Source organism: Aquimarina sp. AD1 (assembly GCF_003443695.1).
Taxonomy (GTDB): Bacteria; Bacteroidota; Bacteroidia; order Flavobacteriales; family Flavobacteriaceae; genus Aquimarina; species Aquimarina latercula.
Genome location: NZ_CP031966.1, coordinates 5,108,963 through 5,128,602, shown reverse-complemented (window position 1 = coordinate 5,128,602; position 19,640 = coordinate 5,108,963). Strand labels below are relative to the sequence as shown.

Below are 19,640 nucleotides of genomic sequence, written 5' to 3'. Positions count from 1 at the left end.
GCTAATTCATTAATTATTGCACTGCTTTTAGTGCGTCGATATTACCGTAACCAAATTTACTATTTCGATTAGGATAAAACTCTCCTGCTCTTTTTAACTTATCCAATACTTGCGCTCTAGACATATTAGGATTACGTGACCAAACTAATGCCGCAATACCAGCAGTCATAGCTGTTGCTACAGAAGATCCGCCAACATAAGATTGTGCTCCATTATTAAACCCTAATACTGGTACAGTTCTACTAGTGTTACTAGCTCTTTGCATAATAATAGTAAAATCAATTTTACTACCATCATGACAGATATCACAACGATTATATCCATTATCTTTTAATCCTGTTACTGCAACAGTTTCACTCATACTTGCTGGAAATATAACACCATACCAATTGGTAAAAGTAGTAGATGTTCCTCCGGCTGCCATGATCATTTTACCTTTTCCGTACGCATACTTAACAGCATCTTTTACATTTCCTATAGACCAAGGATATCCTACTGACATGGAAATTATTTTAACATCACTTCTATTCCCTAATGCTTTTAATGCATTACTCACTCCTTTGCGTTCGTGATAATCGTTTAAAACAACATCTTCTGTTCCTCTATATGCTACCAAATTAGAATTGTATGCAACACCAACTGGCATAAAATCATTATTACGTGGTGAGGCAATAGCAGAAGCCATCTGAGTTCCGTGCCCACACTTATCGTTCGGGCCATCAACATTATTAGACCACCACCAAGGAGAGTCAATAAATGTTCCGAAACGCTGTACAGATCTTCCATTAGAAGCTCCATCATTAAAACCATTTCCTAAAAGATTTTGGTTAGCTGATAAGCCAGTATCTATAAGCCCAACAGTAATTCCTGCTCCAGTACTCAGGCTCCAAGCATCATCAATATTATGATTTTTATAATTCCAAGGTAATCTCGCATTAGGAGAAATCACGCTATAATCAGCACTGTTAATAGATTGTCCACTTTGAGAACAACCTGCAGATTTTTGTTGCACTTCTTCCTGTAAATAAAACCCATAACCATTAGGTTCTAAATAACGAATATTATCCATTGCAAGTAACTCTTCAATTGTTTCCAACTTGGTTACTTTTAAATCTAAAACATTCAATACATCATCTTCTGTAATTTGAAAATTAGAACGTTTTTCTCCTTCACTCTTCTGAACAGTACCATAAATATCTTCTACAATAATATTTAATCTAGACGATCGTTCTGTTCCTTCAATAAAACTTTCTCCTTTTTCTCCGAAACCAATTGTTAATACTTCACCTCCATGCATCACTGCACTATATAACATATGTGCTGATGCATCATTAGCCCAATCCAAATCACCATTTTGCTTAAGCTGTGTCTCAATAAAGGAGTTAATCTCTTCGATGGATAGAATTTTCTGAGAATCCAGACTCTCGTCAATAATTTCTTCAGGATTATTTTTTGAACAAGATACAACAAGGAATAACCCTAAAATTAGAGGAATAATTTTTTTCATTTTAGTATAAGATTAATGAGTTTGTGTGTTAATGATTTCTAAGGTCTTTATTTCCTTAAAAACATCAAATAATTATCATTTAGTTAATTTCTGTACTAATTTATTAAATAAAATCTAAATATTGATACATTATATTGAAAGAATCTTAAAAATAATTGCGTTCCTATGCTTGCATAGGACTAAAAACTGGTTCTAAATACCAATGTTTATAAGGGTTTTACAGAAAAATACTACAGAATGAAGTAAACTTAAAAAACAAAGGATTTTTTTAAAGTTTGTTATAAAAAAGGAAGGTTTTTTATTGAAATACTAAAAAAAGGTGTCGTAAAGTTAGAATTTACGTTTTACTGGACCAGTAACATCTTCGATATCACTTTTAACTTGATTTATTTCTTTCTTGATATCTGAAGTAATAGAAGAAGGAATATCTGTATCTATTCCGTGCTTTTCAGCGCTTTTGGTAATTTCAGATTTGATATCATTGGTAGCATCTTTTACAATTCTCATACCTTTACCTAAACCTCTTGCTATTTCAGGTATTTTATCTGCTCCGAAAACCATAACCAAAATAAATACTATAAAGGCAATTTCTGTTCCGCTTATAAATAAAGGTAATACAATCATATCAGTGCAAATATAGCTACAATAATGTATACAAAAAAGCCGTTCGTGATCACGAACGGCTTTAATCTATAATTTAAAGGTTTTTTAACTATTGCCCTTTTACCTTATTTTTAAACTTATCAAATTTTCCTAATTTTTTATTCTTAGGCCAGCTATTATTAGAAGTATCGATATCAGCAGTCTCTTGATTAGGATCTACAACAATTTTAGAAATTGCTTTTTCTGAAGCGATCGCTCTTTTTACAGCTGCATCATTTTTTCTCCAAATCTCCGCTGGATACGTTATAGTCTCTGTAGTACCATCTTCATAAGTATACTCTACTATTAATGGCATTACTAAACCACCAGGTTTTTCAAAGGTAACTTCATAAAAATATTTTGGCTCCTTAAGAACTTCTCTTTCTTCTACAGAAAAATTATCAATCAAATATTCTTTTAAGGTCTTAGCATTATCAATGATATTACCATTCTTTTTGATTTTTTCATATTCCTCACTACCTTCTTCTACCATAAATACCAATGGCCCAAAATCTTCAATTTTAGCTCCTCGTGCAGCTGCAAAATCCTTTGCTCTTTGATTTGGTTCTTTCGAAACAACATATTTCTTAACATCTTTAACACCGATATCTGTGTAATCTGTAGTATAGAACCATCCTCTCCAGAACCAATCTAAATCCACAGCAGATGCATCTTCCATAGTTCTAAAGAAATCTTCTGGTGTTGGATGCTTAAACATCCATCTTTGAGAATATGTTCTAAAAGAATAATCAAAAAGATCTCTACCCATAACAGTTTCTCTAAGAATATTTAATCCCGTAGCCGGTTTGGAATATGCATTAGAACCAAATTGATAAATATTATTAGACTGAGACATAATAGGAGATATAAAACTCTGGTCTCCACTCATATAAGGAACTATTTTAGCAGCTGGTCCTCTTCGAGAAGGGTATTTTTTAAGCGGTGCAATTGCATCTGGATACCATTCTCCAAAATCTTGCTCGGCAACATATTGAACAAAAGTATTAAGACCTTCATCCATCCAAGTCCATTGACGCTCATCACTATTTACAATCATTGGAAAAAAGTTATGTCCAACTTCGTGAATAATAACACTCATCATACCAAATTTAGTACGATCACTAAATTTTCCTTTTTTATCAGGTCTACCATAATTCCAACAAATCATAGGGTATTCCATACCTTGATTCTTAGCATGTACAGAAATAGCTTTGTGATATGGGTAATCAAAGGTCATTCTACTATACGATTTTAAAGTACTTGCTACGGCTTTAGTTGACCAATCTTCCCATAAAGGATTTCCTTCTTTAGGATACATGGAAACCGCCATTACATCTTTACCTCCAATTTTTACCGCCATCATATCCCAAATAAATCTTCTAGAAGTGGCAAACCCAAAATCTCTTACATTTTTTGCACTAAGTCTCCAAGTTTTTTTGCTTTCGGAAAATGTTTTTTCTTTAGCTTCTGCTTCTTTTTGAGTTACAATAAGAACTGGTTTATCATATGATTTCTTAGCCTTTTCGTAACGACTCATCATTTCTTTAGTAAATACCTCTTTTCTGTTTACCAAAACTCCAGTCGCATCTAAAATATGATCCGCTGGTACTGTAATATTAACATCGAAATCTCCAAAAGGAAGTGCAAACTCTCCTCTTCCCCAGAATTGGTGATTCTGCCATCCTTCTACATCATTATACACTGCCATTCTAGGATAAAACTGTGCAATAACATACGCTCTATTTCCATCTTCGAATTCTTCATAACCCGATCTTCCTCTTCCATTAACGTGATCGTTAATGTTATACCACCAATCTATAGAAAACACAAATTTACTACCAGATGCTAAATTTTTAGGCATCTCTACACGCATCATTGTTCCATTAATAGTATATTCTAAAGGTTTACCCGAAGCATCTTTAACAGCCGTGATATTAAATCCTCCATCAAAAGACTCTCCTAAATATTTACCTACAAATCTATTTGGTGGATCAGTTGCGTCCACTCTAGTTGGTTGAATTAATGGCGTTTTTGATTTTCTAGATCGCATATTCTGATCTAATTGTATCCAAAGAAATTCTAAATTATCAGGAGAATTATTAGTATAGGTAATAGTTTCTTTACCTGTAAGTTTTTTGTTTTTATCATCAAGCTCGATATCCATTTTATAATCTGCTTGCTGTTGATAGTAAGCAGAACCTGGAGCTCCAGAAGCAGTTCGATACATATTAGGTGTAGCAAACTCATCATACATTTGCTTAAACTTATTCTGATTTGTATGCCCCAATTCACGAGCTTCCTCGCTGTTTTTTTCATTTTGAGCGTACAGTCCTAAGCTAGAAATAAAGAACCCTACTGTGAGAATAAAAAGTGTTTTTTTCATTAGAGTGTAATTGTGTTAAGTAATAAATTGCAAAATAGTTGTTTTTTAAAAGTTTAGTGATTTATTTACTAAACTTTAACATGCCTTGATCTTTTTCTTTTTCGAGTATAAGGCTTTTACGTTTTTCTTGTTTTTTGACATGTATGATATTCTGCTGATCATCAAAGAAATCCATCAAAACTTGATTAGAAACAACTATCGTTTTTAAGGATTCTACATTTTCTACCTCTAGATAACACAGGACTAAATCATTATCATATTCTTTCCCTATGAAATTAAAAAAGACTTCCTCTCCATTTACTGTAATAGATAGCTTTTGTTTTAAATATGTAGTTAGATACTGATCTACCTTTTCTTCCTGTTCATTAGAAACTAACTCTATCGTCTCATCATATCTTTTTCTAAGAACTTCTTCTATATCATCGACAAAAATCCTGGAAATAATCTGCAAAGATTTCTCTTCTTCTTTATATTCTATTTGTGTTACACTAACATAGAATTTATGTAAGGCGGTAAACGAACTCAATGAAACCAGAAATACTGATAAAATAATTAATAATTTCTTCAATTTAAAATAATTTATACGATGGTAAATGTACTATTTTGACATAAAATATTATGCCAAAAATGTTTTATTAAATAAAAAGAAAGTTATTTATCAATTTCTTTAAACTCTTTATAGGACTTTGCTTTGGTCTGAAAAAACTCTAATAATGATAATTTTTTAGTGTTTTCTAATAAGTTTTCAAAATAGCTATCTTCCGCGCAATAATACATAAAATCAGATATTAGATCTTCTGACAATCCCAAATCATTTGTAAAAAATGTAACACTAAATGAGGTTTCACCTTTATGAATTAGTTTATCTAAATCCTGAATAGCTTTTATTTTTTTTAATTTTTTTAGCGTTCCATTTAAATAATTAATCGGGCGATCTATAATTCCAGATTTTGCAGTATAGATTCTTCTTTCTACTTGGGTAGGTTGTTTTATATCTCTAAATGGGAGCCCCAAACTCTTATTACTTACAAAAGGTTTTGTCTTAATACCTTTAGTATCTTTATCAATATTTCCTGAAAGATTAATATTACTAACATTTACTTGATCCAGTTTTCTTACAATAGGAGTCAGTTTTATTCGAAAATCTTCGTTATTTATATCAAAATCTCCTACAACAAGAGAGACTATCTCATATTGGACAGAAGAAAAAATAATGGAATCATTAATTGATACAGGAATTTCAAAATAACCTTTGTCATCATTGGTAGTTCCTATCTTCTTAGTATAGTTTACAATATTTATGGCAAATCCATCTAATGAATCAGCAACGATAACTCCCTTTAATCTTTGAGATTGTCCAAAAGTGTTAGTTATAACAACAAAAAATATAAGAATAGGTAAAATTCTGGCCATATGATGAATTAGTTTTATGACCCGATTCGATATGTTTTCTTATGGATAAACCTAGAAACCCTGTCATACTAATTCAAAAGACGAAAGGTCTTTAAAAATGTTGCGCTATTAAAAACGTTATTTACGATCTTTATAAACTTTACTTTGAGACACCAAAAATTCGAGAAGATTCAATTCATTACCTTCTTCTAGGTATGATTTATCTAACCCATTTTCTTCTGCAAAAAAGATAAAATCATTAATTTGATCCATTTCTAACGCTAAGTTTGTTTTAAAAAACTCATCATTATACATTTTTCTGACCTTTACATCAATATCAGCAGGGGTCTTATCATCATTATTGTCTTTATTTTTAAAAACTACTTTAAAAAGGTTTACAAAATTAAGTCCATAAATCATCCTATCCTCTAAAAAGACTTTGTTTTCTAACTCAGATAATTCATCCGCTGTCCAATCATAATCTGTATCATTAATTCTATCGGAAGTAAGTCTAGCAACATCATCTAATCCACTCTCCGAAACATCAATTTTTTTAACATCAATAGAAACGTTACCCAACAGATCGTATGGAGTAACAATAACTTCATCTAGCAGATTAACGGATTCATTCAAAAAAATATTCAATCTCCTATTATTTAATACCCCTTTATCAATTAATACAACAAACTTTTGATATTGCATCGCAATTACCTCTATTTTATCATTGGTGCCAACACTTATCCTAAAATTACCTTTATCATCTGTAATAGTCCCTTTTTTAGTAGTCAAATTATAGACAACAACACCCTCTACATCATCACCAATAGGGGCACTCACGCGACCATCAATCATAACTCTCGAAGTTATTTGGGCAAAAGAAAAACTAATTGTAAAGCATATAAATAGTAGGGATAATTTCATTTTCATAGTTAGCTGGGTTAAATTTGTATGTATTGAAGATACTATATTTTTTCAATATGTTTTGAAGATTTCTCTATAAGAAAACGTTAAACTACCTTTACTAAAAACAATTATATGCAAAACTGTGTCATTGCAAGTACCTCTACCATCCATGGAAGTGGTCCATTAGAATATTTATTTGATACTTTAATTGAGCTTTATAAAGATTCTGAACAAATTTTGTTTATCCCATATGCACGTCCAGGAGGGATCTCCCTAGATGAATATACCATAGGAGTTAACAATATTTTTAAGAAAATAAATAAAAGAATACTTGGGATCCATATGTTTTCTGATATAACGGAAGCATTCGAAAATACACAAGGAGTTTTTACTGGTGGAGGAAATACGTTCCTACTCGTTAATCAATTATATAGAAATAATGTACTAGAACCTCTTAAACAAGCAATTGACACAGGTGTTCCTTATTTAGGCACCAGTGCTGGAAGTAATATTTGTGGGCTTACCATGCAGACCACTAATGATATGCCTATTGTACATCCTCCAAGTCTTAAAACACTAGGGGTTATGCCTTTTAATATAAACGCACATTATTTAGACCCTGATCCAAACTCTACACATAAAGGAGAAACTAGGGAAACACGTATTAAAGAATTTCATAAGTTAAATCCACAACCTGTAGTTGGACTTAGAGAAGCGAGTTGGTTAAGAATTCAGGAGAATGATATTCAGTTAAAGGGAGAATTCTCTGCTAGGATTTTTGAACAAAACAAAATTCCTTATGAAATAGAGCCTGATAGCTCTTTATTAGGTTTAAATTAAACTTTGTATGCAGTACCAAAAAATTCTTGACACCATTCAAGAAGAATTATCGAATAAACAAAATAATGGAAAGGTAGCCTCCTATATTCCTGAATTGGCTAAAGTGGATCCAAATAAATTTGGAATGCATTTATATTGTATTAGCTCAGGTCATTATGGTTTTGGAAATGAACAGGAACAATTTTCCATTCAAAGTATATCTAAAGTATTTTCTTTAACACTAGCGATGTCTTTATTAGATGATGAATTATTTGAACGTGTAGATGTAGAACCTTCTGGAGATCCTTTTAATTCTTTAGTACAATTAGAATACGAAAACGGAATACCAAGAAATCCATTGATAAATTCAGGTGCTCTGGTCATTGCTGATGTCTTAGTTTCGACGCTAGAAAATCCCAAGAAACAACTTTTAGAATTTATTCGTAAAATTTCGGGAAATACAACTATTGATGTGAACTCAAAAGTTTTTAAGTCTGAAATGAAATATAGTCATAGAAATGCTTCTTTACTGCATTTAATGAAATCTTTTGGCAATATCAAAAACGACATAGAAACTGTATTAGACTTGTACATTTACCAATGTTCTATAGCTATGTCTTGTAAAGAATTAGCGACCGCTTTTATGGTTTATGCAAATTCTGGAAGAACTCTATTTGATGAAAAACAAGTGATTTCTGAAAGAAAAACAAAACGTATTAATGCTATTATGCAAACTTGTGGTTTTTATGATGAAGCAGGAGAGTTTAGTTTTAGAGTAGGTTTGCCTGGCAAAAGTGGTGTTGGTGGTGGAATTGCTGCTATTCATCCAGGTCAATATGCCGTTACAACCTGGAGCCCCCCATTAAACCCAAAAGGAAATTCTGAATTAGGAATGTATGCATTAGAAAGATTAACAACCTTAACTGGGTTTTCTATATTTTAAGTGATATCGGCCTTCCGTCTGTAATGGTCATATAATTGAACACAAATAATCACCAATACAAAATAAACGAATAATGAGTTATAAGTAGTACCTTTTCCTGAATGTACTATAATAGAAGTAGCTGATAAAGGAAGAGAAACTATAATAAGCTTGATCCAGTCCCAATCTTTCCGCTTTAACAAAAAATAAAAAACTGGGAATAATAATAAACCTAAGTAAGGTACAGGTATTGTTGTTGTTAATGTCCTAAATATTCTTTTTACTATGATATTAGCATACCAAAAAGGATCATTTTTTATGTCCGTCAACACTTTTTCTTTTACCACTTCTTCATAATGTGATAATTCTTCTGGTTTTTTATAATACAACCTATAATCATCGTAGTAATCATCTGTCTGATATTTACCCGAATAATGGATATTCATACTATACCTATTATTTAGAATAGGAATTGCATAATTGTATGCTTTTATATCATTCCATTCATACCCATATTTAGTATCAAAATCTCCTAATCCGCAAAACATAGGGTGCCAAAAATTATGACCCTTAATTTTAGCTCCATTATACACATGCCCTCCATAAAGACTTACTAAATGACTGGTCTTTTCAAACTTTAGATTAAACTCATTTCTAATATATGACTTACAAGAATTAAAGAAAAATACAACTGTTAAAACTAAAATTATTTTCGGAATTAACTTAATATGTTTAGACAACATATAGATCAATAACAATGAAACTAAAACTACTGAAATTTCATTTCTAAATTCACTAAAAAAACCAATCGTTATCCCAGAAATTATTGCCGTCAAAATTAATTTAAAATAATCAATAGATGCAGAAAACAATACATTTACATTTAGCCCTAATATTATAAAAAAAACAGAAGCCATTAATCCAAAAATATTTTCATGGGAATACACTTCATAAAGAAAAAAAGGAGTGCTATTGATTAAAACACACAAAAGAAAACCAAACATTGGTTTTCTTAGTCTCCAAAACCCAAAGAATAATAGTAACAGCCCAATAGTAAACACGAAAGCATTAAACAATTTAATAGAAGGGTTTTCTGGAGAGCCTTTAAGATAAGCATTCGGTAAATAAGCTAAAATTCGAGCACTTTCACCAAGTCTCGACCAATGCTTATATTCCATAATCAAATCCTTACCTCTATTGGTTATTTCTTTATTTGCACCTTCTTCAGAATATTTTAAATCAGTATTTAATGTAGCTAAAGGGAAATGACCTGTGTAGAAATAAAAATAAGCAAATTTATATGCTTTATCGTGGGAGAAACCTGAAGCATCCCTTCTAGCTTGAATTGAAGAATAATCACTATAACTAGATTTTACATACAATCCAGTATTAAAAAGAATTATTGACAACAAAATTGTGACAAGCCCTTTTTTACTTTTTAAAAACACTTCAAAACGACCAGTTATGTTCATCAATGAATTCATACTAATCATTTTTTTGCTTAATAATATAAATAGGTCTTTTACGCATTTCTTGTATTAATTTTTCGAAATAAAGTGACAAGATAGAAAGTGTAACAAACAGAATTGAAAAAGAAGCTGACATAAAAATTATAATAGTGTTATATCCTGACGGAGCTGAAGTTCCGTTTAAATAAGTATATAATGTATACCCTATCATTCCTAAAGTAAATAAAATAAAAACAGCCGACAACAAAACACTAATTCTCAATGGCTTATTAGAAAAAGAAAATATTGCATTAAAGGCTAACTTAAGCAACATGAGATAAGAATAATTACTCTCTCCATATTCTCTTGCAGGTGCGCTGAATGATAATTTACTTTTAGAAAAACCTAATGATTGTATAAAACCTCGTATAAATCTATTACGGTCTCGAAAATTAGAGGCAAGTATAACTTTAATACGATTAGAAACTAAAAAGAAATCAGTGGAATTTTCTTCAAATTTAATGGCTGACAAGTAATTTATTATTTGATAAAAGAATTTTGAAAATTTCTTTTTAACATAGCTATTATCACCTCTTTCTAAACGCTGCATTAATACAATATCATTTCCTTCATTAAAAGCATTAATCATCTTAGGTATTTCTGCTGGCGGGTGTTGGCCATCAGAATCTATACAAATAATTGCATCTCCGGAAGCATTATCAATCCCTGCTATCATTGCAGATTCATGCCCGAAATTTTTAGAAAACTCAATGCTAATATTTTTAATATTATTCAATGATTTTTCTTTTCTTATTTCATCAATTAACCTTTGCGTTCCATCAGTACTTCCATCATTTACCCATATAAGTTCAAAACTTCTCTCTGGCATGGAAATCAATACGCTCTCCAACGAATTCCAAAAATGAATCACACCCTTCTCTTCATTAAACAATGATATTACAATTGAGATATTTTGCTTATTCATTTTTGGTTATTGAGATTCGACATTATTCAAAACAAGAAATCTAAATTACTTTCTTCACAAAAGGGTGGTAATCTTCTTTTAAAGAAACAATTTCAGCATTTCTAATATCATGGACAATTTGTATTGAGGTTTTAGCATCCATAAGTCCATAACCTTTACCTTCTAATATACTCTTATAACTACGTGTATGTAACTCTGTAAACCCAGTACTAAACTCTATTTCTTCATTATCAATGGTAATTGAGCGATATGTTCTTTTTCCTTGTGCTTTAATAACTTCTGGAATATTTCTCGTAATTAATAGATAAAAACCAACGAACCCTAGCTTTTTCGAATTCTAAAAATCCAGAAGCACTATCATCTGTCAATAAATGAACTTTGTTTCCTTTAACCTTTCCAAAAACCCAAGATAACATATCGTAAAAATGAACCCCAATATTTGTTGCTATTCCACCAGATTTAGAAACATCACCTTTCCAAGAAGCGTGATACCAATTACCGCGAGAAGTTAGGTAAGTCAAGTCGAAATCATAAATCTTATCTTTAGGACCATTATCTACCTTCTCCTTTAATGCTATAATACTTGGATGCAATCTCAATTGCAAAATAGTATTTACTTTCCCTTCAGATTCTTTTTCAATCTCAACCAATGTGTCTATATTCCAAGGATTAAGAACTAGTGGTTTCTCACATATTGCACTTGCTCCTCTTCTTAATGCCATTCTAATATGAGAATCATGTAAATAATTTGGTGTACAAATACTAACATAATCAAGTTGAATATTTCTTCTTCTCTTTAATTTCTCTATATGTCTATCAAAACGTTCAAATTCCACGAAAAAATGTGATTCAGGGAAATAACTATCAATAACGCCAACGCTATCGAATTTATCCAGTGCAGCTATCAGATTATTCTCTGTATCCTTAATTGCTTTTAAGTGTCTTGGAGCTATATAACCTCCAACACCCATAATTGCAAAGTTCTTATTTTTCATCTATTAAATTTTAAAAACGTCTCCTCCGATAAGCTCATATTTCTCTTTACTTTCTGGGCAGACAGCTATATCATCTGCATTAAAATCCAGTCTATGTCCATATTCGCTCATCCACCCTATTTGCTTGGCAGGATTCCCAACAACTAGGGCATATGGTTTCACTTCTTTTGTAACAACCGTACCAGCACCTATAAATGCATACATACCAATATTATTGCCACAAACAATAGTAGCATTAGCTCCAATAGTAGCTCCTTTACCTACATGAGTTTTGGCGTATTCATTTTTCCTACTTATAGCACTTCTAGGATTGGTAACATTAGTAAAAACACAAGAAGGTCCCAAAAAAACATCATCATCACAAACAACTCCCGTGTACAAAGAAACGTTATTTTGAACTTTTACATTATCCCCTAAAATCACTTCCGGTGAAACCACTACATTTTGTCCTATGTTACATTTTCTACCTATTACGGAACTAGGCATAATATGAGAAAAATGCCATATTTTACTACCTTCTCCTATAAAACACCCATCATCTACCACTGACGTTTCATGAGCAAAATAATTCTTATCCATTTGGTTAATTTATTTCTGTAAGAAACTTTGTTAGTCTCACTATACAGAATATGCGTCTCCCAAATATAAAATAATTCATTTTGTTTATTTGTTTTAGAAAAAATACTTTTTTAAAGCTTAATTATTTTCGATTTAAATTCATCAGGGTTATTTATCAAACAAATAAATACTTAACATAAACAAAAATATTTATCTTCAATACAATTAAAAAGACATAAAAACAACTATATTTAAACCCATTAATACTAAAAACAAAGGATACTACAATCCCAGATCTTAATAAACTATAAGCAATCCAATCCCCAAGTACAATTAAAATTTTAAAGCTAGATGTTTAAAAATTTTACTTCCAAAAAATTCGAATTAAAAATCTTAGTAGTAATACTAATTGCTACTTTTTTTATATACATCAACCATTTCGACAATCCCTTTATCTTCGACGACATGCATACAGTCGTAAACAACGATTCTATAAGAACTTTAGATAATTGGCTTGTTTTTTTCAAGGATGCAGATACATTCAGTTCATTACCTGGAAATAGAGCGTACCGACCTATAATCACATTGATGAACGCTATCGATTACAATATTGCTGGAAAATTGGACTCTAACTATTATCATTACCACATCTTTTTATGGTTTTTAGTATTAATTGTATTAGTTTTTCTGTTATCGAAACATATCTATAAAACATCTCTAACAAAAAATAAGTTTGTTGGGCTAACTGCATTGTTCGCAACCGCTTGGTTTGCGTTTCATGCTGCAAATGCGGAAACTATTAATTATATATGCGCTAGGTCAGATTCTTTTTCAACATTATGTATTGTAGCTTCTCTCATTTTATACATAAACACTACAACTAGAAAATGGCACCTTTATCTTATAACTATGGTTATTGGAATATGGACAAAACAAACTGGGGTCATGTTTTTTCCTATTTTAGTATCTTACGTAATACTTTTTGAAGAACATGAAGTTTTATCTCCTTCTAAGAAAAATATTCTTACCAAGCTCCTAAAAATTTTAAAAAAAACTGCTCCTGCTGGAATTATAGCTTCTTCTCTCTTTATTTTAAATCAATATTACCTAACTCCTGAATCTACAGATTCTACTAATTATTTTGTTACAAGATTTGAATACTTCAGCACACAATGGTACATTATCACACACTATTTAAGCAACTTTATTTTACCCATAAACCTTAGTGCAGATCCAGATTTCACTATTATAAAGCCATGGTACAGCTATAAAACACTATTTGGATTAAGTATAATAATTGTAATGTTATTTACAATGGTAAAAACAGCTTTAAAAAAAGAATTAAGACCTATTTCATTTGGTATAGCTTGGTTCTTTATTGCTTTATTGCCGACAACTCTAAATCCTCTTTTCCAAATCGCCAACGACCATAGAATGTTTTTTCCTTTTATTGGACTTTTTATTGCTGTCCCATATGGATTACTAAAAATTATTGAAAAACAAAAGACCATAGAGAAAGAAAAAAAACAAAACATTTACATCATATCTATCATTACTTTAATTCTTTTAGGCCACGGATATGGTACTATTCAAAGAAATAAAGTTTGGAACTCCATTGAGTCTATTTGGCTTGATGTGGTTGTCAAAAGCCCTAAAAATGGAAGAGGACAGATGAATTATGGTTTGACCCAAATGCAAAAAGGAAATTATGATATAGCACTCAATTACTTCAATAAAGCCTATTCATTAAGTCCAAATTATTATGTTTTACATATAAATTTAGCAATTCTTCACGCTGCTAAAAAAGATTATAGTAAAGCTGAAGAATATTTCAATTCTGCAATTAAATTAAGTACGAGCTCTCCTTCTGCCGACTATTATTATGCAAAATTTCTTTTTGATCAAAAAAAATATTTAAAAGCTGAAAAGCACGTAAAAATTGCGCTTCAAAAAAGCCCTAATCATACTCTATCTAAGAACCTTTTAAATAACATTTCAAAAAACTTAACTAAAATACAAGAGGAAATAAGCTCATTAAAAAATCAAACAAAAAACACCAAAGATCCTATAAAGCTTTTAGATCTAAGTTTAAAATATTATCAAATAAAAGAATATAAATTAGTTATAACAACCTGCGAAAAAATATTACAAATTGATCCGAAAAATGCTTTTGCTTATAACAATATATGTTCTGCGTACAATCAATTACAAAAATGGAAACTTGGAGCCGAAGCTTGTCAAAAAGCAATTAAATTAAGTCCAAATTATTCATTAGCAAAAAATAATTTAAAATGGGCCACGAGTAATCTCAAAAAAACAAATAAAGAATAAAACCAAAATATAATGCTTGACAATAAAACAGTTGCAGTAGTAGTACCCTGTTATAACGAATCTCAACAAATAATGATGGTTCTAGATAGCATGCCTTCTTTTGTTGATAGAATTATTGTAGTTGATGATGCTTCGAAAGACGATACTGTCGGAACAGTAATAAAAAACCTAACCGACAACACATCAACTCTTGAACTAACTTCTAACCTAAACAACGAAATTGCTCCTAATATATATAATCGTGCGGATATTGAGGTAAAGCGAAAAAGCATTGATGAAATTCAAAAATTTACTCCTTCAGAAATTCTTAATAAAAATCCCAATACAGAAAAAATAATTGTAATTAAACATCTAGAAAATGGAGGTGTTGGGGCAGCTATTGCGACTGGATATAAGTGGTGTAAAGATCATGATATTGATTGCACAGCAGTTATGGCTGGAGATGGACAAATGGATCCAGATGAATTAGAATCTATATGTAAACCCGTTATAGCAGAAGATATTGATTATGTTAAAGGAAATCGCTTGATTCATAAAAGCGCTTGGGTAATTATCCCAAGAGTACGTTTTTTAGGTAATTCAATTCTTAGCATACTAACCAAAATTGCCTCAGGATACTGGGGTGTGTCAGATACCCAAAGTGGATATACCGCAATATCAAATAATGCCCTAAACTCTGTACCTCTTTATGACATATATAAAAGATATGGAATGCCTAATGATTTATTAGTAAAACTTAATATTGCATTCTGTACTATTAGAGAAGTAAAGATTAAACCAATATATGGTGTAGGTGAAAAATCAAAATTAAATATTATCAAAGTATCTTTACCCATACTCTTTTTATTAGTTCGTTGTTTTTTCAAAAGGCTTCAAACAAAGTATTTATATAGAAGTTTTCATCCGTTATATTTACTTTACTGGGTAGCTTTTATTATTTGCATCATTAATAGTTATTTCTTCTACCAGTTAATAGCTAATTTTTTTGTTCCAAATTCTAAAACGCCAACAGATTACCTAATCATATTTATCTTCCTAACCATATCAGGGTTTCAATCTTTGTTATTCGCAATGTGGATGGATATTCAGGATAACGAAAGGTTATCCAAATAATAAAATTACTATTTCATTTGTCTTAAGTCTTTTAAACGTATCGGTGATAAATAAAACAAAATAGCTCCAGGAATAAATGAAATTAATTGAAGAATAAATATAATTAAAGATAATGCTATAGCATCTTCAGCCGAAAGATCATACAATTGAAAAATAAAAATTAAAGATGTTTCGCGAACTCCAATTCCTAAAACTGTAACAGGAAGTAATGTCAGTATTCCCAAAACAAAAGTCCCTAAAAATAACCCTAAATGATCAATCTCAATATCCATAGCCCAAGCAACATAATTAAAAATTCCATATATCATAATCATACTAAGACAGGTAATTACGAAACTTAGTATACTTTTTGACCACCCAAGATTATGAGAATTAAACGCTCTTCTCCAAGGCTTAATAATTCTGTTAAATTTACCTCTAAACCCGTAAATAAATAAAAAAAAAGATATCACCCCTATAAACAAAAATACCAGCCCTTTATAGTTATTTGGTAGTTTCAGAATATCAAAATTAAACTGATAATAAAACAACGCTAATAAACTAAAAAACAACAAACTAATTAAATCAAAAAGACGATCCATAATCAAGCTAGACCAACCTATTTTCTGAGTAGGTAATTCATCCTTAATATAAAGTAACCTCCCAAAATCTCCCAATCGCCCGGGAGTGATATTAGCTAAAAAAAGACCAATAAAGAAAACTTTAAAGGCTTTATAGTGCACTAAAGGAATTCCGTATGAATTCGAAATAATTTTCCATCTTATACTTTTTAAATAAAAAGCTAACCACAAAATAAATACTGCAATAATGATATGAATAATAGAAATCTTTTTAATTGATTCAAAAGTTTCTTCCCAACCTACTTTATATATCAAATAAAAGAATAGGATTATTCCAATAAATTTTAACCAAAAGCCAATATTTAACAAATACTTCTTAGTCATTAATTTAAAATAATACTTTTTTCCTTTTCCATATTACCTATAAATACTAAGTCACCATGTACTTTTTTACAAGAATAAAATTTCATTTTCATTTCTTGTTCAAGCATCCATTTGTAAGGAAAAAACCGCACATGCTCATCTAATGTATAATAATAAGCTCTTTGACAAGGAACTACTACACATAAAGTTTTTTTAGTAATTCTCTTTAATTCTCTAACAGCTTTTTCAAAATCTATAACATGTTCCAAAGTATGCGTAGAGAAAACCACATCAAAGGAATCATCTTCAAAAGGCAAATTTTCTATATTAGCTTGAAAATACTCACTGTGCGTAAAGCTTTTACCGTCTATAATATCACATCCAGTAGTTTTAAAACCTTTTTTGTTCGCATAATCAAGTAAAAAACCATTTCCGCATCCTACATCAATAAACGTTTGATTATCAGACTTTATCTTTTCAAATACATGTTTTAAACATTGTTTAGACATATCAGTCGGTCTACTATTAGAAAACCGAGTATCTCTTTTAGAGTAAAAGTCAGAAAACTCTTCTTCTGACCACTTAAAAATTATGGATTTCAAGTTCATTACCGTTTTTATATTCCTTCCCTTATATGCATAATAATAGAACGGAAACATAAAAAATTTAGAATCTCTTATAGCCGGCGGTAACCATTCATCCATAAAATATCTAATAATATTTGTAAATCCTCTGCTATTCATAAATAAAATAATTAATTTTTGGAATCAGTTATCACGAATGTAAGTATTACTTAACAAAACCTCTATATAGGAAATAAAAAACATATTGAATTATTGAAAATCAAGAAAATATTAAAAAGAAAAAAGCTTCATCTTAATTAAGATGAAGCTTTGAGCGGGAGACCAGGTTCGAACTGGCGACATTCAGCTTGGAAGGCTGACGCTCTACCAACTGAGCTACTCCCGCTTTTGCGCTCGCAAATGTATTATATTTTATTAAAAATAAAAATATTTTTAATTTTATTTTTATTTCTTATTACAATTTCAATTGATCCTAAGATCAAAAAAATCATTCTTTAACATTGAATAATTATACCTTATATCCAAGTTAAAATAGATTGAAAAAAGTATTTTATCGAAAAAAAATGCATTTAATCGGATTAAATGTGTATTTTTGTAGTTAAGAAAATATTAATATATTAGCAACTTATCTATATTAGCTTAGATAGAAGGCTAGTTTTGTTTAAACAAAATAGTTACGTGATAACCCCAAACAAAGAGAGGTAAAACTCTTTTTTGAAAAGAAATTTCCTACAGCCTATGAAGGTAAAATTACTTCTTTTTATATGTATACTTTCATCTTTGAGCAATGTATATGCACAGGTGAAAGTTGGTGACAATCCAAATCAAATAGATACTTCATCTATTTTGGAACTAGAAAGCGTGGATAAAGCTTTCGTTTTAACCAGAATCAATACGAATCAAATGAATGCACTCACTCCATTAAATGGAGCCTTAGTGTATAATACAGATGATGAATGTATTTTTCAATTCAACAATAATAGTTGGTCCAGTCTATGTAGTGGTAACGATAATCAAGTATTATCGTTCGACCCAATTACTAACGTATTAACATTAGAAGATGGTGGATCAGTCGATTTAACCTCTCTTATTAACGACCCTGATTCTGACCCAACGAATGAAATCCAAATATTAAGTCAAACCGGCAATACTATTACCTTGTCCAACGGTGGAGGAAGTATTACTGAAACCATATCTACACTATTAGATAATGGAGATGGTACATTTACCTATACATCAGAAGATGGAACAATAACAAATATTGGTACCATTGGTGCGCAAGGACCTACTGGAGCACAAGGACCACAAGGTATTCAAGGACCGCAAGGTATTCAAGGACCTCAGGGTGATACGGGTGCGCAGGGACCACAAGGTATTCAAGGACCTCAGGGTGACACTGGAGCACAGGGACCACAAGGTATTCAAGGACCGCAAGGTGACACTGGTGCACAGGGACCACAAGGTATTCAAGGACCTCAGGGTGACACTGGAGCGCAGGGACCACAAGGTATTCAAGGACCGCAAGGTGACACCGGAGCACAGGGACCACAAGGACCACAAGGTATTCAAGGACCTCAGGGTGACACTGGAGCGCAGGGACCACAAGGTATTCAAGGACCGCAAGGTGACACCGGAGCACAGGGACCACAAGGACCACAAGGTATTCAAGGACCTCAGGGTGATACGGGTGCGCAGGGACCACAAGGTATTCAAGGACCGCAAGGTGACACTGGAACACAGGGACCACAAGGTATTCAAGGACCGCAAGGTGATACTGGTGCGCAGGGACCACAAGGTATTCAAGGACCGCAAGGTGACACTGGAGCACAGGGACCACAAGGTATTCAAGGACCGCAAGGTGACACCGGAGCACAGGGACCACAAGGTATTCAAGGACCGCAAGGTGACACTGGAGCACAAGGACCACAAGGTATTCAAGGACCTCAGGGTGACACGGGTGCGCAGGGACCACAAGGTATTCAAGGACCGCAAGGTGACACGGGTGCACAAGGACCACAAGGTATTCAAGGACCTCAGGGTGACACCGGAGCGCAGGGACCACAAGGTATTCAAGGACCGCAAGGTGACACGGGTGCACAAGGACCACAAGGTATTCAAGGACCTCAGGGTGATAC

General features: G+C 31.7%; 16 protein-coding genes and 1 tRNA gene. 4 read left to right on the top strand and 13 right to left on the bottom strand.

Annotation, left to right across the window (positions count from 1 at the left end; all coding sequences use genetic code 11):
• Nucleotides 1-13: 13 nt before the first annotated feature.
• The 6 genes from D1815_RS22080 to D1815_RS22055 form a co-directional block, all read right to left on the bottom strand.
• Complete coding sequence (locus tag D1815_RS22080) at nt 14-1,507, bottom strand: S8/S53 family peptidase (protein ID WP_118389481.1); 1,494 nt, start codon at nt 1,505-1,507, stop codon at nt 14-16.
• A 330-nt stretch (nt 1,508-1,837) separates the two neighbouring features.
• Nucleotides 1,838-2,131, bottom strand: a complete 294-nt coding sequence (locus tag D1815_RS22075) for a twin-arginine translocase TatA/TatE family subunit (RefSeq protein ID WP_027393697.1) — start codon at nt 2,129-2,131, stop codon at nt 1,838-1,840.
• 88 nt (nt 2,132-2,219) lie between these two features.
• Nucleotides 2,220-4,532, bottom strand: coding sequence for a M1 family metallopeptidase (locus D1815_RS22070; RefSeq protein ID WP_118389479.1), 2,313 nt, complete (start codon nt 4,530-4,532; stop codon nt 2,220-2,222).
• A gap of 61 nt (nt 4,533-4,593) precedes the next feature.
• Nucleotides 4,594-5,100, bottom strand: coding sequence for a DUF6702 family protein (locus tag D1815_RS22065; protein WP_118389477.1), 507 nt, complete (start codon nt 5,098-5,100; stop codon nt 4,594-4,596).
• 83 nt (nt 5,101-5,183) lie between these two features.
• Nucleotides 5,184-5,945 (bottom strand): hypothetical protein, encoded by a 762-nt coding sequence (locus D1815_RS22060; RefSeq protein WP_118389475.1) that lies wholly within the window; start codon nt 5,943-5,945, stop codon nt 5,184-5,186.
• A 117-nt stretch (nt 5,946-6,062) separates the two neighbouring features.
• Nucleotides 6,063-6,851 (bottom strand): carboxypeptidase-like regulatory domain-containing protein, encoded by a 789-nt coding sequence (locus tag D1815_RS22055; RefSeq protein WP_035085682.1) that lies wholly within the window; start codon nt 6,849-6,851, stop codon nt 6,063-6,065.
• 108 nt (nt 6,852-6,959) lie between these two features.
• Here D1815_RS22055 and pepE point away from each other — a divergent pair, with 108 nt between their 5' ends.
• On the top strand, nt 6,960-7,667 hold the full coding sequence (gene pepE, locus D1815_RS22050; RefSeq protein WP_118389473.1) for a dipeptidase PepE: 708 nt from the start codon (nt 6,960-6,962) through the stop codon (nt 7,665-7,667).
• A gap of 7 nt (nt 7,668-7,674) precedes the next feature.
• Entirely contained in the window at nt 7,675-8,589 is a 915-nt protein-coding gene (locus D1815_RS22045) for a glutaminase (RefSeq protein WP_118389470.1), read from the top strand.
• Here the strand turns inward: D1815_RS22045 and D1815_RS22040 are convergent.
• From D1815_RS22040 to D1815_RS22025, 4 genes are all read right to left on the bottom strand, one after another.
• Entirely contained in the window at nt 8,586-10,052 is a 1,467-nt protein-coding gene (locus D1815_RS22040; protein ID WP_147404125.1) for a hypothetical protein, read from the bottom strand. The genes D1815_RS22045 and D1815_RS22040 overlap by 4 nt on opposite strands.
• 1 nt (nt 10,053) lies before the next feature.
• Nucleotides 10,054-11,001, bottom strand: a complete 948-nt coding sequence (locus tag D1815_RS22035) for a glycosyltransferase family 2 protein (protein ID WP_027393689.1) — start codon at nt 10,999-11,001, stop codon at nt 10,054-10,056.
• A 269-nt stretch (nt 11,002-11,270) separates the two neighbouring features.
• The gene (locus D1815_RS22030) at nt 11,271-11,996 is read right to left on the bottom strand and encodes a Gfo/Idh/MocA family protein (RefSeq protein WP_369899337.1); all 726 of its coding nucleotides are present in this window, start codon (nt 11,994-11,996) and stop codon (nt 11,271-11,273) included.
• 3 nt (nt 11,997-11,999) lie between these two features.
• Nucleotides 12,000-12,575, bottom strand: a complete 576-nt coding sequence (locus D1815_RS22025; RefSeq protein ID WP_118389466.1) for an acyltransferase — start codon at nt 12,573-12,575, stop codon at nt 12,000-12,002.
• A gap of 330 nt (nt 12,576-12,905) precedes the next feature.
• Here D1815_RS22025 and D1815_RS22020 point away from each other — a divergent pair, with 330 nt between their 5' ends.
• Together D1815_RS22020 and D1815_RS22015 are read left to right on the top strand one after the other, a co-directional pair.
• Nucleotides 12,906-14,885 carry a lipopolysaccharide assembly protein LapB gene (locus D1815_RS22020; protein WP_118389464.1) on the top strand — a complete coding sequence of 660 codons (1,980 nt, stop codon included), beginning with the start codon at nt 12,906-12,908 and terminating at the stop codon, nt 14,883-14,885.
• A gap of 12 nt (nt 14,886-14,897) precedes the next feature.
• Nucleotides 14,898-15,998, top strand: a complete 1,101-nt coding sequence (locus D1815_RS22015) for a glycosyltransferase family 2 protein (protein ID WP_027393685.1) — start codon at nt 14,898-14,900, stop codon at nt 15,996-15,998.
• Nucleotides 15,999-16,006: 8 nt separating this feature from the next.
• Here the strand turns inward: D1815_RS22015 and D1815_RS22010 are convergent, their stop codons facing one another.
• From D1815_RS22010 to D1815_RS22000, 3 genes are all read right to left on the bottom strand, one after another.
• Entirely contained in the window at nt 16,007-16,942 is a 936-nt protein-coding gene (locus D1815_RS22010) for a lysylphosphatidylglycerol synthase transmembrane domain-containing protein (RefSeq protein WP_118389462.1), read from the bottom strand.
• Entirely contained in the window at nt 16,942-17,664 is a 723-nt protein-coding gene (locus tag D1815_RS22005; protein WP_027393683.1) for a methyltransferase domain-containing protein, read from the bottom strand. Before D1815_RS22005 ends, D1815_RS22010 begins: the two co-directional genes overlap by 1 nt.
• Before the next feature lie 153 nt (nt 17,665-17,817).
• A tRNA-Gly gene (locus tag D1815_RS22000) sits at nt 17,818-17,890 on the bottom strand.
• Nucleotides 17,891-19,640 lie beyond the last annotated feature (1,750 nt).